This is a genomic window from Mesorhizobium sp. M6A.T.Cr.TU.016.01.1.1, assembly GCF_003952585.1.
Lineage (GTDB): Bacteria > Pseudomonadota > Alphaproteobacteria > Rhizobiales > Rhizobiaceae > Mesorhizobium > Mesorhizobium mediterraneum.
This window is the reverse complement of the sequence record NZ_CP034452.1, coordinates 2934270-2948788: the sequence shown is the minus strand read 5'-3', so window position 1 is coordinate 2948788 and position 14519 is coordinate 2934270. Positions and strand designations below refer to the sequence as shown.

16 protein-coding genes and 1 tRNA gene are annotated in these 14519 nt (G+C 63.1%); 13 read left to right on the top strand and 4 right to left on the bottom strand.

Going from position 1 to position 14519, the window contains the following annotated elements; translation table 11 throughout:
- The first annotated feature begins 265 nt into the window (after positions 1-265).
- The 3 genes from EJ075_RS14240 to EJ075_RS14230 all read left to right on the top strand — a co-directional run bounded on the left by EJ075_RS14240 (position 266) and on the right by EJ075_RS14230 (position 4107).
- Entirely contained in the window at positions 266-1666 is a 1401-nt protein-coding gene (locus EJ075_RS14240; RefSeq protein ID WP_126104772.1) for a lipopolysaccharide biosynthesis protein, read from the top strand.
- Positions 1666-2946 (top strand): GNAT family N-acetyltransferase, encoded by a 1281-nt coding sequence (locus tag EJ075_RS14235; protein WP_126104771.1) that lies wholly within the window; start codon positions 1666-1668, stop codon positions 2944-2946. The genes EJ075_RS14240 and EJ075_RS14235 overlap by 1 nt, the downstream gene beginning before the upstream one ends.
- Before the next feature lie 555 nt (positions 2947-3501).
- On the top strand, positions 3502-4107 hold the full coding sequence (locus EJ075_RS14230) for a hypothetical protein (protein WP_126104770.1): 606 nt from the start codon (positions 3502-3504) through the stop codon (positions 4105-4107).
- Between the two features lie 105 nt (positions 4108-4212).
- Here the strand turns inward: EJ075_RS14230 and EJ075_RS14225 are convergent.
- Positions 4213-4297: transfer RNA gene (locus tag EJ075_RS14225), tRNA-Leu, on the bottom strand.
- Between the two features lie 176 nt (positions 4298-4473).
- On the opposite strand from EJ075_RS14225, the gene EJ075_RS14220 reads away from it, so the two are divergent.
- Positions 4474-5061 carry a YqaA family protein gene (locus EJ075_RS14220; protein WP_095485998.1) on the top strand — a complete coding sequence of 196 codons (588 nt, stop codon included), beginning with the start codon at positions 4474-4476 and terminating at the stop codon, positions 5059-5061.
- Positions 5062-5111: 50 nt separating this feature from the next.
- Positions 5112-5630: a disulfide bond formation protein B gene (locus EJ075_RS14215; RefSeq protein WP_126104769.1), complete on the top strand. Its 519-nt coding sequence runs from the start codon at positions 5112-5114 to the stop codon at positions 5628-5630.
- An 87-nt stretch (positions 5631-5717) separates the two neighbouring features.
- Here the strand turns inward: EJ075_RS14215 and EJ075_RS14210 are convergent, their stop codons facing one another.
- Positions 5718-6275, bottom strand: coding sequence for an HNH endonuclease (locus EJ075_RS14210; protein WP_095485996.1), 558 nt, complete (start codon positions 6273-6275; stop codon positions 5718-5720).
- Between the two features lie 129 nt (positions 6276-6404).
- Positions 6405-7046: a DNA-3-methyladenine glycosylase gene (locus tag EJ075_RS14205; RefSeq protein WP_095485995.1), complete on the bottom strand. Its 642-nt coding sequence runs from the start codon at positions 7044-7046 to the stop codon at positions 6405-6407.
- 92 nt (positions 7047-7138) lie between these two features.
- On the opposite strand from EJ075_RS14205, the gene gluQRS reads away from it, so the two are divergent.
- Positions 7139-8014, top strand: a complete 876-nt coding sequence (gene gluQRS / locus EJ075_RS14200) for a tRNA glutamyl-Q(34) synthetase GluQRS (RefSeq protein WP_095485994.1) — start codon at positions 7139-7141, stop codon at positions 8012-8014.
- Between the two features lie 146 nt (positions 8015-8160).
- Positions 8161-9048 carry a DMT family transporter gene (locus EJ075_RS14195; RefSeq protein ID WP_126104768.1) on the top strand — a complete coding sequence of 296 codons (888 nt, stop codon included), beginning with the start codon at positions 8161-8163 and terminating at the stop codon, positions 9046-9048.
- Here EJ075_RS14195 and EJ075_RS14190 read toward each other — a convergent pair.
- Positions 9018-9869, bottom strand: a complete 852-nt coding sequence (locus tag EJ075_RS14190; protein ID WP_095485993.1) for a YihY/virulence factor BrkB family protein — start codon at positions 9867-9869, stop codon at positions 9018-9020. The two genes, EJ075_RS14195 and EJ075_RS14190, sit on opposite strands and share 31 nt — an antisense overlap.
- A 57-nt stretch (positions 9870-9926) precedes the next feature.
- Here EJ075_RS14190 and EJ075_RS14185 point away from each other — a divergent pair, with 57 nt between their 5' ends.
- The 6 genes from EJ075_RS14185 to EJ075_RS14160 all read left to right on the top strand — a co-directional run bounded on the left by EJ075_RS14185 (position 9927) and on the right by EJ075_RS14160 (position 14498).
- Positions 9927-10793 carry an SDR family oxidoreductase gene (locus EJ075_RS14185; RefSeq protein ID WP_126104767.1) on the top strand — a complete coding sequence of 289 codons (867 nt, stop codon included), beginning with the start codon at positions 9927-9929 and terminating at the stop codon, positions 10791-10793.
- Between the two features lie 23 nt (positions 10794-10816).
- Positions 10817-11008, top strand: a complete 192-nt coding sequence (locus tag EJ075_RS14180; RefSeq protein ID WP_126104766.1) for a twin transmembrane helix small protein — start codon at positions 10817-10819, stop codon at positions 11006-11008.
- A 28-nt stretch (positions 11009-11036) separates the two neighbouring features.
- Complete coding sequence (locus EJ075_RS14175; protein WP_126104765.1) at positions 11037-11618, top strand: cob(I)yrinic acid a,c-diamide adenosyltransferase; 582 nt, start codon at positions 11037-11039, stop codon at positions 11616-11618.
- A 25-nt stretch (positions 11619-11643) separates the two neighbouring features.
- Positions 11644-12447, top strand: coding sequence for a rhomboid family intramembrane serine protease (locus EJ075_RS14170; protein WP_126104764.1), 804 nt, complete (start codon positions 11644-11646; stop codon positions 12445-12447).
- Positions 12448-12661: 214 nt separating this feature from the next.
- Complete coding sequence (locus EJ075_RS14165; RefSeq protein ID WP_126104763.1) at positions 12662-13411, top strand: electron transfer flavoprotein subunit beta/FixA family protein; 750 nt, start codon at positions 12662-12664, stop codon at positions 13409-13411.
- A gap of 157 nt (positions 13412-13568) precedes the next feature.
- Positions 13569-14498: an electron transfer flavoprotein subunit alpha/FixB family protein gene (locus tag EJ075_RS14160; RefSeq protein ID WP_126104762.1), complete on the top strand. Its 930-nt coding sequence runs from the start codon at positions 13569-13571 to the stop codon at positions 14496-14498.
- The last annotated feature ends 21 nt before the right edge of the window (positions 14499-14519 follow it).

Below are 14519 nucleotides of genomic sequence, written 5' to 3'. Positions count from 1 at the left end.
GCTTTCCGCTAAGCATATAGGCGTTTTCGCATATGGGGCAAACGAGATAGGGCGTTTCCGCGTATTTCAAACTGAGACACTACCGAGCAGGGTGAAGGAGTGTGCGAATGATGATGATGAAGCAGCGCGCCGCCCCTCATCCGCCTGCCGGCACCTTCTCCCGTGAACGGGGAGAAGGGAGCACTCCACCCCACCCAACCGTTTCTTAATCTGTCTTCGCTAGACCCAAACCCAGAAAAGAGGCGGAAAACGGAGTGTAATCAGGGTGCGCTTTTCCGCGGCGACGACAGCCGGGCGGTTCCTGCCGCAGCGCCTTGCGCTGCGCGTAAAGCCGCTGCTTGGCCGCGTCGATGCCGTGCTGTTCACCGCCGACGAGCGCGGCGAGGCCGGCCGCATGTCGCTCATTGCCTTCTCCATCCGTATCATCAGCGCCGTCATCGCTTTCGTCAGCCAGGTGCTGATGGCGCGCTGGATGGGCTCGTTCGAATACGGCATCTTCGTCCTCGTCTGGGTGACGATGGTCATCCTCGGCAATGTCGCCTGCCTCGGCTTTCACACCTCGGTCATCCGCTTCATTCCCGAATATCGCGAGCGCAACATGCTGGCCGAATCGCGCGGCATCGTGCTGACCAGCCGCCTGTTCGTGCTGGTTGCCTCGACGGCGATCGCCGGCCTCGGCGCGCTCGGCGTCTGGCTGCTCTCGCCCTTTATCGAGAACTACTATGTCGTGCCGTTCATCCTCGGCCTCATCTGCATGCCGATGATCGCAATGTCGGATCTGTTGCAGGGGCTGGCGCGGGCCAACTCATGGGCGTTGTTTGCGCTGGCGCCGACCTATCTGGTGCGGCCGGTGCTGATCCTGGCGCTCATGGCGCTGATGCTTCTGGCGGGCTTTGCGCCCGACGCCAGGACCGCGATCTTCGCCTCGATCGCCGCCGCCTACGCCACCACGCTCGGTCAGCTCATCGGCGTCACGGCGCGGATGGACAGGACTATTCCGGCCGGGCCGAGGAAGGTGCATTTCGCGCAGTGGTTCCTCGTGTCGCTGCCGATCTTCCTGGTCGAAGGCTTCTTCTTCCTGCTCACCAATGCCGACGTGCTGATGGTCGGCGCCTATATGAGCCCCAACGACGTCGCCGTCTATTTCGCCACGGTCAAGACGCTGGCGCTGGTGCATTTCGTCTATTTCGCGGTCAAGGCGGGCGTCGCCCAGCGCTATGCGCAATTCACCCATGGCGAGCCGGAAAAACTCGCCGCCTTCGCCCGCGAAACGGTGTCGTGGACGTTCTGGCCGTCGCTGTTGATGGCGCTGATGGTGCTGGTGCTTGGCGAGCCGATGCTTAGCCTGTTCGGGCCTGAATTCAGCGCCGGCTATCCGCTGTTGTTCCTGCTGGTCTTCGGCGTCGTCGCCCGCGCCGCCGTCGGCCCTTGCGAAAGCCTGCTCACCATGAGCGGCAACCAGAATATCTGCGCCGCCGTCTACGCCATGACGCTGGCCTTCAACATCGGCCTCAATTTGGTGCTGATCCCGCTTTTCGGCTTGTGGGGCGCGGCGATGGCCACCGCCTTTGCGATGATCTTCGAGGCCGGCGCGCTGTCCTTCACGGTCTGGCGCAAGCTCGGCATCGTCATGGCCATTTTCGCAGCCGCCGAAGGAGCCGCGTGATGGCCGCTGTCCCGTTGCTCGAGGAAACCAGCGGCGGCCCGGCCGGCGCCATGGTGATCGGGCTCGCAGGGCTGGCGCGCGAAGCCGATCCCGCCCATATCGAACTCTTGGCCAACGACCGGCCCGAGCGCAAACTGGCCATTTACCCGGCCTCCGCCGGCTTCGATCTGGTCGAGGAGCTCGACTATCTCTGCACCCGCACGATCGAGCCCAACGTCTTCTTCAACCCGCGCTTCCTGGCGCCCGCCATGCCGAGGCTGGAAGACCGCGAGGTGCGGCTGGCGGTCATCCGTGACGGCGACGAATACCGCAACCGGCTGCGCTTGCTGGTGCCGTTCTCGGTGGAGCGGCCGGCGGTGCCGCTCGGCGTGCGGGTCATGCGTACATGGTCGAGCCCGTTCGGCCCGATCGGCACGCCGCTGGTCGACCGTGACGATCCGGTCGGCGTCGTCGAGGATTTCTTCTCGATGCTGTCGCGGCCGCATCTCAAGCTGCCGAAAGTCTTTGTCCTGCCCGACATCCGGCTCGACGGGCCGGTGGCCAGCCTGCTGGCCACGGTCGCCGAGACGCGTGGCCTGACGCTGGTCACCACCGGCAAGGCCGAACGCCCGATGCTCGAAAGCGAGATCGACGGCGATGAGTATCTGAAGGCCTCGCTGCGCTCGCACCACTATCGCGAGTTCCGCCGCCTGAAGCGCCGCCTTGCCGATCTGGGCCAGCTGGAGCATCTCGTGGCGCGCGGACCCGACGAGATCCGTCATGCCATCGAACGCTTCCTGACGCTCGAGGCTGCCGGCTGGAAAGGCCGCGAGCGCACCGCCATGGCCATCGACCGCTACCGCGCCGCCTTTGCCCGCGAAGCCGTGCACCGGCTGGCCGAACAGGATCTGTGCCGCATCCATTCGCTGACGCTCGACGGCCGCACCATCGCTTGCCTGGTCGTCTTCGTCGAGGCCGGCGTCGCCTACACCTGGAAGACGGCCTATGACGAGACGCTCGCCGCCTATTCGCCGGGCACGCTCTTGATGATCGAGGTGACCAGGCAGCATCTCGACGATCCCAATATCATGATGAGCGATTCCTGCGCGGTGCCCGACCATCCGGTGATGAGCCGGCTATGGATGGAACGCCGGCCGATCGGCACGTTGGTCATCGGCCTGACGCCGGACGCCGACCGCCTCGCCCGCCAGGCGGCGTCGCAGCTTCACCTCTACCGCGAAACCCGCAACATGGCGCGCCTCCTGCGCAATCGGATGAAGAGCCTGTTGGGACGGCGGTAGGCTTGCAGCCGCCAATCTCCAGGCTTGCGATTAGCTATGAGCCACCATGCCTTCGTCATCCCAGGGCGGAGCAGGAGCGAAGCGACGTCGCGCAGACCCTAGGATCCATGCCGTTTCCTCAGCCGAAGAATGCAGCGGCTCGGGACGGCGCTTGTATCCGCAACGTGCGAGCTACCCTTCCAACACCACCGGAACGGGGTGGAGGAGCGTTCGGTTCTGGTCCGCAGGAGCACTACCGCTAGGTCGCGGCATGGATCCCAGGGTCCGCGCCGCGTCGCTTCGCTCCTTGCTCCGCCCTGGGATGACGAAGGTGTGGGGGATTACGGCTAATCGCCAACGTTGGCGATCGGCGGCTGTAGGCCGGCCGCCAACGACCCGTCCGCAGTCCCTTTGAGGCTCCGCCAAAGAGCCAAATCCCTGTGCAGACGACCTAGGTCATGAGGGTTAATTCTCCCAACCAGCGGAAAGGATTAGCATCGGCGATAATCTCGGCCGCGCAACCAGCATCATTGCCGCCTCGGTCTGCATGGCCAACAAAAAAACTGGGAGGAATGCATGACGAAAACAACTCACTTCAGGCGTCGCAGTATTCTCGCATTGATCGGCCTTGTTGGCGGCTGTCTGACCGCGGCGGCTCAGGCCGCCGAGCCCGACAAGGCCGAGATCGATGCCCTGAAAGAATCGCTAACCAAGTACGAAGACTACAAGGCCGCCATCCGCGACCTCTATCTGTCGACGGTCGGATGCGTTTATTACAGCGGCGAAAAAGTGGCTGGGGCTATGGATTACCCGAAGGGCGCGATGGGCATTCATTTCGTCAACGTCGGGAGCGTCAGCCCGACACCAGATCCGACGCGCCCCAATGTCCTTATCTATGAGCCGGTCGACGGCGGCTTGCGCCTGGTGGCCGTGGAATGGCTTGTACCGTTGACGCCTGACACCAAGGAGCCGCCGAAACTCTTTGGACAGACGTTCCAGGGGCCGATGGAAGGGCACTATCCGCTTATTCCGGCGGAGTTCCATCACTACGATCTTCACGCCTGGCTGTTCAAGGACAACCCGCTCGGAATGTTCAGCCCGACGAACCCCGACGTGAAATGCGAGAATTACGCGTTTCCGATGCCGGAGCAGCCGACCAAGATGGTACCGGGGCCGATGTAATAGCGACCTGAGCTACGCGGTCCGATGGTGTCGGGAAGGCCCGCGCCTCGATGGTGGTTACCCCAGCAGCGCCGAACCGAGCTTTCAAGGTGCTCGGATGGCAAATGGTGCCCCTAGCCGGGATCGAACCAGCACTCCTTGCGGAACTCGATTTTGAGTCGAGCGCGTCTACCAATTCCGCCATAGGGGCTCAGGCCGGGCGGCCTGGATGGGCGCGGACTATACGGTTGGAGGCCTGTTCGTCAACTGGCCAATTCCCGGCATCCCGGCCTTCGCTCAACCCCAGCCTTCGATTTCGTGAAGCTGCGGCCATTGTGCGGCGCGAAAAATCTTTCTAGACAGGCAGCGCACGTCATAGGGGTACCAATGCTTCGCGGACTTTACGACTGGACCTTGTCGCTGGCGGCAAAGAAATCCGCCGAATGGTGGCTGGCCTTCATCGCTTTCGTCGAAAGCTCGGTGTTCCTGGTGCCGGCCGACGTGCTGTACCTGCCGATGGCGCTGTCGCGGCCGGACCGCGCCTATCGCTACGCGCTGATCGCCACCCTGGCATCCGTTCTGGGCGGCATCGCCGGCTGGTACATCGGCCACTATGCCTACGACACGGTGGCGCGGCCGATCCTCGAATTCTACGGCAAGTATGACGACTTCGAGGCGCTGCGCGTCTCGTCGGGCATCGGCTTCATCATCCTGATGCTGATCACCTCCGGCCTCGCCCATCTGCCGCCGATCAAGGTGGTGACGATCCTGTCCGGCGTGATCGGCGTCAATCTCCTGCTGTTCATCGTGCTGGCGATCGTGGCGCGCGGCGCCCGCTTCCTTTTTCTCGCCTGGCTGCTGCGCCGCTATGGCGAACCGATCCGCGAGTTCATCGAAAAGCGCCTTGGCCTGATCGCAGGCGCCGCTGCCGCCGCCCTGATTTCGCTCTATATCGTCGTCAAATACGCTTTCTAGAGCAGGGATGTTCAAATCCTTTGCTCTGAGCGAGAACGGACGATAGATCGATGACAGCGACCGTGAATGCCGACATTGGACGCCAGCGCATGCGGACGGCGTTGTTCCTCGCCGTCGCCATGGCCGCCACCGTCGGCTCGGCGCTGGCCTTCCAGTATCTGGGTGGCTACATCCCGTGCAAGCTCTGCCTGGAGCAACGCACCCCCTACTACATCGGCGTGCCGCTGATGCTGCTTGCGGCGCTAGCGTCGACACTCCGCGCCCCCCCATGGGTTACCCGTAGCCTGCTGGCCGTCGGCGGCCTGCTGATGGTCTACGGCGTCTATCTCGGCGTCTATCATTCCGGCGTCGAATGGGCGTGGTGGGCTGGCCCGACCGATTGTGCGGCAGCTGCCGGACCGGTGGACACAGGCGGCAAGGGCGTGCTCGACGCGCTCGACAAATTCGTGCCCCCCTCCTGCGACAAGGCGGCACTGCGCATTCTCGGCCTGTCGCTCGCCGGCTGGAACGCCATCGCCAGCCTTGTCCTGGCAGTCATAGCGTTCCGCGGTGCCTTTGCCCGCGACTGAGCTGCCGCAACTCAGAGTTCGCGCAAAAATTCGTCAGGCCGGAACGCATGACGTCAGGCGGCCGGCATGGCGGATTTGTGCCGAACTCTACGGTTCCAGTTCGACATCCCAGTACAGATAATCCATCCAGCTTTCATGCAAATGGTTGGGCGGGAACAGGCGGCCATTGTTGTGCAGATCATGCACCGTCGGCTGAAACGGCTTCTGCAGCGGCCACATCTTGGCGTGCGCCGGCATCATGCCGCCCTTCCTCAGATTGCAGGGCGAGCAGGCGGCGACGACATTTTCCCACGTCGTCGCGCCGCCGCGATGGCGGGGGATGACATGGTCGAAGGTCAGATCCTCCGGCGTGCCGCAATACTGGCACTGGAAACGGTCGCGCAGGAAGACATTGAAGCGGGTGAAGGCCGGATGCCGCGATGGCTTCACATAGGCCTTCAGGCTGACGACACTCGGCAGCTTCATCGAGAAGGTCGGCGACGACACGGCGTGCTCGTATTCGGCGACGATATTCACCCGCTCGAGGAACACCGCCTTGATGGCATCCTGCCACGACCAGAGCGACAGGGGGTAATAGCTGAGCGGACGGTAATCCGCGTTCAGCACCAGCGCTGGAAGCCCATCCGGAGACACGGCAACCGTCACGTCATTGACCTCCTTGGCTCTACAACCGGTCGGCGCGGATACTGTAAGCCCGACATGACAGGGATGTGAAGCGGCTTGTCGATCAAACGAAGTGCCAAAACTGGATGATTTTCATGCTTTTTTGCGGATTTAGGCAGGGGGTGCAGCGTCCCTGCCCTTCAATTCGCGATAATAGGCCCAAAAAAGCCGCGATGCGACACCTCGCCACGGGCTCCATGATTCGGCGAGCTGGATCAGTCTTTTCTCGGGCGGACGCGGGTCGATGCCGAGCGCGTGACCGACCGCGCTCTGCAGGGCAACGTCGCGTGCCGGGAAGACATCGGGGTGGCCGGCGGCGAACAAAAGATAGACTTCCGCCGTCCACGGGCCGATGCCCGACACTTTGGTCATGGCTGTGATCGCCTCCGCGGCATCGAGCAAGCAGAGATGATCGAGGTCGAGGCCATCGACCACCGCCTGGGCGACGGCGATCAGGCCGCGCTGCTTTGGCCGCGACAGTCCGGCCTCGCGAAAAATGGCTTCGTCCGCAGCAAGGATCGCTTGTGGCGTCAGCGGATCGACGAGTTTTGTCAGCCGCCCGAAGATAGCGTCGGCGCTGGCACGGGAAACCTGCTGCGAGACGATGATCGAGGCAAGGCTTCTGAACCCCGGCTCGGAGAGCCGAAGCGGCACCTCGCCGGCCATGCCGCGCACCTTTGTGAGGCGCGGGTCGAGCAGGCAAAGCGCGTCAAGCCCTTGTGAGATGTCGTCGAGCGTGGCGATGCGTTGCATGCTTGCTTGTTCCCAGCGCAAAATGGCAATTCGTAATCAGGCTCAAAATAGCAACTGGCGAAAGCGCCGCACAACCCGATTGCCGCCCAAGGATGACACTCCTGACATTCCGCTTCGCGCCGAGCCCGAATGGCGAACTGCATCTTGGCCATGCCTATTCGGCGCTGCTCAATCAGAAATTGGCGAGGGCAACGGGGGGACGCCTGTTGCTGCGCATCGAGGATATCGACACGACGCGCTGCACGCCGGAATTCGAGGCTGGCATTTTTCGCGATCTCAAATGGCTCGGGCTTGGCTGGGAAGAACCGGTGCGCCGTCAGTCCGAGCATTTCGCGGACTATCAGGTGGTGCTCGATCGGCTGATTCGCGAAGAGCTCGTCTACCCCGCCTTCATGAGCCGTGGTGATATCAGAGCCTTCATTGCCGACAGCGAAAAGCGTGGTCGTGACTGGCCGCGGGACCCGGACGGCGTGCCGCTCTATCCCGCCATCGACAAGGCATTGCCGACCAGGGAACGCAAGCGACGGATCGCCGAGAATGCGCCTTTCGCCTGGCGGCTGGACGTTGGCGCTGCGATGGCGCGCATCGGCACGGATCTGTCATGGCTGGAATTTTCGAATGAGAGGCTTTCCGCAACACGCGCGGTAGACGCCCGACCGCAGGACTGGGGCGACGTGATCGTGGCGCGCCGTGAAATCCCGACAAGCTATCATCTCGCCGTCGTCGTCGACGACGCGCTGCAAGGCATCAGCCATGTGGTGCGCGGCCAGGACCTCTATTCCGCCACCGGCGTGCAGCGCCTGCTCCAGGAGGTTCTCGGCCTGCCGCAACCAAGCTACTTCCACCATCGCCTCGTCCTCGGCCCGGACGGACGAAAGCTGTCGAAGAGTTTTGCGGATACCGGCCTTGCCGCCTTGCGCGAGGCCGGCACATCTCCGGCCGATGTCAGGCGGCTGATTGGGATGTAGATCAGCGCACACGCTCACAAATACGAGCGCCTCTTCAATTCGAATGAGCCTATGGATCAACCGTTTGGTTTTGCTTGCCAGGTTGAACCACTTTACAGCAATCGCGACACTCAACCCCTCACCGACCACACGGCAGCCTTCCGAAAATGCACAGCATCAAGCGGTTCATCCCCGCCTCTTTCGTCGTCCTGTGGGCGACCGGCTTCATTGGCGCGCGTTACGCCATGCCATGGGCGGAGCCCTTCACTTTCCTCGCCGCGCGCTTCGTTCTGGCGGCGATCCTGCTGGCCGTTCTGATGATCGTTCTCAGCTCGAAGAGAGCGATCCGCGCCGAGGCGCTGCACGCCACGGGCGCGGGCATCCTGATGCATGGCGTCTATCTCGGCGGCGTCTTCTGGGCCATTCACAGGGGCATGCCGGCCGGGCTTTCCGCCCTGATCGTCGGGCTGCAGCCGCTGATCACGGCGGTACTCGCCGGCAGATTCCTCGGCGAAGCCATCCTGCCGCGCCATTGGGCCGGTCTCGGCATCGGCCTGATCGGTGTGGTCATCGTGCTCTGGCCGAAGCTCGGCGCGCTCGGCGGCGGCGTGACGACTGAGACGCTTGCTGCCGCGCTTGTCTCGGTGCTTGGAATGAGCGCCGGCACGATCTGGCAGAAGCGCTTCGCCTCCGGCGGCGATCTCGTGGCGGCCACCAAATGGCAATATGTCGGCGGTGCATCGGTCATGGCCTTGGCTTCGCTCGCCTTCGAGACACGCACCGTCGTCATCAATGGCGAGCTGATCTTTGCCATGGCATGGCTGGTGCTGGTTCTGTCGATCGGTGCCATCTTCCTCTTGATGGTGATGATCCGCGACGGCGAGATGTCGAAAGTCGCTTCGCTGTTCTATCTGGTCCCGGCCGTCACCGCGGTCATCGCCTGGGTATTGTTCGACGAGCAATTGAGCCTGGTCCAGATCGTCGGCATGGCGATCGCGACGCTCGGCGTCGGGCTGGCAACCGCTCAGCCAACTCGGGCGCGTGCCTCCAGATAGCGGCTGATCGCGGCATTGAGTTCACCACCGAGGATGAAGATCGCCGAGACGATGTAGAGGAAGACGACCGCGATCATGATCGAGGCAAGGCCGGCATAGGTCGTCACATAGGACGAGAAACGGTCGAGATAGGCGGCGAAGATGGTCGACCCGATGAGCCAAGCAATCAGCGTGAAGATGATGCCCGGTATGATCGAGACGAAGCGGCGCTTGCCCGCCGGCAGCCAGTAATGCACCGCGAACAGCCCACCGACGATGACGACGGAGGCGATGATGTAACGCCACAGCGTGATCGTGCCCATATAGGGTTTTATCCATTCGAAATTGGTCTCGGCCAGCCGCGCCAGCAAGGGCGCGAAAACCACGAGCACGCTGATCACCAGAAAACCCGCCGTGGCGATCAGCACGAAGACGATGCTCTGCACCCGGCGGTAGATGATGCCGCGCGTTTCGGAGACGCGGTAGGCGCGGTTGAGCGAGGTGCGCAGCGCCTCGATGCCGTTCGAGGCGAAGAAGGCGGCGAGCAGCACGCCATAGGTCAGCAGGTCGGTGCGCCGCACAGTAAGCACATTGAGCACTTCGCGCGCGATCGGCTTGGCGATCTGCTCGGGCCAGGTGTCGAAGACGAGATGCACGGCCGTGTCGGCAAAAGCCTGTGCGCCGAAAAAGCTGGCCAGTGTCGTGGCGAAAATCAAAAAGGGGAAAAGCGCCATCAGCGCCGTGATCGCCAGATGACTGGCCATCGCCCAGCCATCGTCCGCGTTGAAATGGCCGAGCGCGTCATAGAGCACGCGTTTGAGGGCTACGATCTTCCGCAACAAGAACCGCGTTCCCTTCGATTGTCTCGACGCCGCGAATATGGGAAGGGATTGCGGCAAATGGCAAGGCTAGGTCAAACCACGCTTCCTCCTGGAGAAGCGTCGCGCACCATCATCGTCACCGGTGCTTCTTCCGGGATAGGCGCCTATTGCGCCCGGGCGCTGAAGGCGGAAGGCTGGCGGGTGTTCGCAACGGCGCGCCAGCCCGCGGATATCGCTGCCCTCGAAGCCGATGGCATCGAGGCCTTCTATCTGGACTACCGCGAACCCGTATCGATCGAGACGCTGGTGGCGTCGGTGCTGGAGCGGACGGACGGACGGCTCGATGCCCTGTTCAACAACGGCGCCTACGCACAGCCCGGCGCCGTCGAGGACCTGCCGGTCGCAGCACTCAGGGAGCAATTCGAGGCGAATGTCTTCGGCTGGCATGACCTCACCCGTCGTGTCGTGCCGGTGATGCGCCGCCAGGGACATGGCCGTCTCGTCCATTGCTCCTCGATCCTCGGCTTGGCGCCGCTGCGCTTTCGCGGCGCCTATTCGGCATCCAAGCACGCGATCGAAGGGCTGATGCTGTGCATGCATCAGGAACTCCAGGGCAGCGGCGTCCATGTCTCGCTGATCGAGCCGGGGCCGGTGACATCGAAGATCGCCAGCAACGGGCTTGTGTGGTTTCTCAGGAATATCGATCATGAGAATTCCGTGCACCGCCTCGCCTACGAGGCGCAGCTGCAGCGGCTGCGGGCCGGCGGCAGCACATCACGGCTGAAGCCCGGGCCGGAGGTGGTTCATGTGGCCTTGCGCCATGCGCTTCTGTCGCGGCGCCCGCGACCGCATTATGTGGTAACGGTGCCCGCCAGGATCGGCGTGATCCTCAAACGCATTCTGCCGGCAGCGATGCTCTACCGCCTGCTTGCCAAACGCGCCTGAACGCAATCGACTGGAAACACACTATGGCAACCGTCTTCAACATCCTCGCTGTCCTCGTCATGGTCGCCGTGGTGATCGTGCTGATCCGCGGCCTCATCAACATGATGCGCGGCGGCTCCAGCATGACCTCCAACAAGCTGATGCAGACGCGCGTGCTGCTGCAGTTCGTGGCATTGGTGCTGATCATGCTGGCCGTCTGGTTCACCCGCAAATAAGGCGACCCGCGATTTCAGGAGGCTGAGCGTGGTCAAGCTCAACAAGATCTACACCCGCACCGGCGACGACGGCACCACCGGCCTTGGCACCGGCGAACGGCGGCTGAAATCCGATCTGCGCATCGACGCCTATGGCACGATCGACGAAGCCAATGCCTGCATCGGCATGGCCCGCATCCACACCGCGGCAACACATCCGGCGATCGACGCGATGCTTGGCCGCATCCAGAACGATCTTTTCGACCTCGGCGCCGATCTGGCCGTGCCGGACGACGGCAAGCCGCTCGGCTATGAGCCGCTGCGCATCACCGCAGTGCAGACCGACCGTGTCGAAAACGACATCGACTTGCTCAACAAGGATCTGCAGCCGCTCAAATCCTTCGTGCTCAACGGCGGCACGCCGGCGGCGGCTGCCCTTCACCTCGCCCGCACGGTGGCCCGGCGGGCCGAGCGCATCATGGTGGCGTTGACGCAGGACCCAGGCGAGCATGTCAACCGCGAGGCGATAAGATACATCAACCGCGTGTCGGACTTTCTGTTCGTCGCCGCGCGCGCGGTCAATGACAATGGAAACGCCGACGTGCTATGGGTTCCCGGCAAGAACCGCTGAATCTGCCGAGGCGGGAGGGGGTCCGATGTTCATCCCGCTTTACGACACCAACAGGCTGCGCCACATCAAGCTGCAATATGTGACGATCAGCCTGACCGCGCTCAACACGCTCATCTACTTCGCCACCGCGCTTGGCGGCGAGCAGTTTTCCAACGCTGCTGTGCTGGGCCTCGGCTTCATCCCGTCGGTCGTCCACGACAGCCTCGAACTCGCCCCACAGTTTGTCGTCATCCCCGAGAGCCTGAGCTACGTCACCTATTCCTTCCTGCATGCCGATATTTTCCACCTTGGCGGCAACATGCTGTTCCTCTGGGTATTCGGCGACAATGTCGAGGACGCGCTCGGCCATGTCCGCTTTCTCGCCTTTTACCTGCTTTGCGCCATCGCCGGTGCCTTCTTCCAGGGCCTGATCGCGTGGGATTCGCAGGTTCCGCTGATCGGCGCCTCGGGCGCCATTGCCGGTGTGGTTGCCGCCTATCTGATCCTATATCCCAGGGTGAAGGTATGGGTGCTGGCCTTCGCCCGCATCCCGCTGCGCATCCCGGCCTTCATACCGCTCATCCTGTGGATCTTGTTCCAGATCGTGATGTTCGCCGCCGGCGGCGAGGATCAGGTTTCCTGGGCATGCCATGTCGGCGGTATCATCGCCGGGGCCGTGCTGGTGCTCATCTTGCGCAACCGCGCCGTGCCACTGCTTGCCGGCGCGGACGAAGAGGCCGTGGTGGTCGCCGGCCAGGTGCCTGTTGCCGCAGAGCCGGCGCCAAGCGACCCGCTGCCGGCAGAGCCAGCGCCGCGCTGGGGACGGGGAAGCGCCTCCAATCCGGACTGAACCGAGTTTGAGTGCGTCGCGGGTGATTTGGGCGCGCCCCAGATATTGACGTGCGAGGTCGCCGCAACTACGGAAGCTTTCCCACACTAGGCGGTCGGAGACTAGAATTCCGCCCGGAATGTCGGCTTTCGACAACTCTGAAGGGGCGCACGCTGCTATAGCGCGCTCAATTTATCTTGGAAGAGGTTGCTATCGTGAAAGAGGTGACAGGCAAATGAAGATCCTTGTGCCCGTGAAGCGGGTTGTGGATGCGAATGTGAAGGTTCGTGTGAAAGCTGACGGTTCGGCGGTGGAACTCGCCAACGTCAAGATGGCGATGAACCCGTTCGACGAGATCGCGGTCGAAGAGGCGATCCGGCTGAAGGAGGCCGGCAAGGCGGAAGAGATCATCGTTGTCTCGATCGGGCCGCAGCAGGCGCAGGAGACCTTGCGCACCGCGCTCGCCATGGGCGCCGACCGTGCCATTCTGGTCAAGACCGACGAGCAGACCGAGCCGCTGGGTGTCGCCAAGGTGCTGAAGGGCGTGGTCGAGGCGGAAAAGCCCGGTCTCGTCATTCTCGGCAAGCAGGCGATCGACGACGATTCAAACCAGACCGGCCAGATGCTGGCCGCACTTCTGGGCTGGGCGCAAGGCACTTTTGCTTCCAAGGTCGTTATCGATGGCGACAAGGCCAAGGTGACGCGCGAGGTTGATGGCGGCCTGCAGACGGTGGAGCTGAAGATGCCGGCGATTGTCACCGCGGATCTCCGCCTCAACCAGCCGCGCTACGCCTCGCTGCCCAACATCATGAAGGCCAAGAAGAAGCCGCTCGACGAGAAATCGCCCGCCGATTACGGCGCCGACGTCAAGCCGCGGCTGAAGGTGATCAAGACCGAGGAGCCGAGCGGCCGCAAGGCGGGCGTCAAGGTCAAGAGCGTCGCCGAGCTGGTCGATAAGCTGAAGAACGAAGCCGGCGTGTTGTAGGAATTCATGTGATGCCGGCCTGCAAACGGCAGGGTTCTCCGCTTCCGGTGCTCACGTACTGAAGTACGCTCCGCTCCGGTTCTCGAACCCAACCGTTTTCGACTCGGCCTGACATGAATTTGAGACGTCCCACTGAAGTGGATCAAGGAATAGAGAGATGACAATTCTTCTGATTGCCGAACACGACAATGCGACACTTTCCGACCAGACCGCCAAGGCGCTTTCGGCAGCACTGCAGGTCGGCTCGGACGTGCATGTGCTGGTCGCCGGCAAGGGTGCCAAGCCGGCAGCGGACGCCGCCGCCAAGCTCAAGGGCGTGGGCAAGGTGCTGCTCGCCGAAGCCGACGAGCTCACCGAGCACCTCGCCGAACCGCTGGCGGCGCTCGTCGTCAGCCTAGCCGGTGCCTATGACACGATCATCGCGCCGGCGACCTCGTCGGGCAAGAATGTCGCGCCGCGCGTGGCGGCTCTGCTCGATGTCGCGCAGGTGTCCGAGATCATCGAAGTGGTGTCGTCAGACACCTTCAAGCGGCCGATCTATGCCGGCAACGCCATCCAGACGGTGCAGTCGAGTGACGCCAAGAAGGTCATCACCGTGCGCACCGCCTCCTTCCAGGCCGCACCCGAGGGCGGTTCCGCCCCGGTCGAGACGGTCCAGGCGGCGGCCAATCCCGGCCTGTCGAGCTTCGTCGAGAACAAGCTTTCCGAGACCGATCGTCCGGAGCTGACTTCGGCCAAGATCATCATCTCGGGCGGCCGCGCGCTGGGCTCTTCGGAGAAATTCCAGGAAGTCATCCTGCCGGTCGCCGACAAGCTCGGCGCCGCCGTCGGCGCCTCTCGTGCCGCTGTCGACGCCGGCTACGCGCCGAACGATTGGCAGGTCGGCCAGACCGGCAAGGTGGTGGCCCCCGATCTCTACATCGCCGTCGGCATCTCCGGCGCCATCCAGCACCTCGCCGGCATGAAGGATTCCAAGGTCATCGTCGCCATCAACAAGGACGAGGAAGCGCCGATCTTCCAGGTCGCCGACTACGGTCTCGTCGGTGACCTTTTCGTCATTATGCCGGAACTGCAAAAGGCGCTTTGACGCTATCTGGCAAAGCGTATT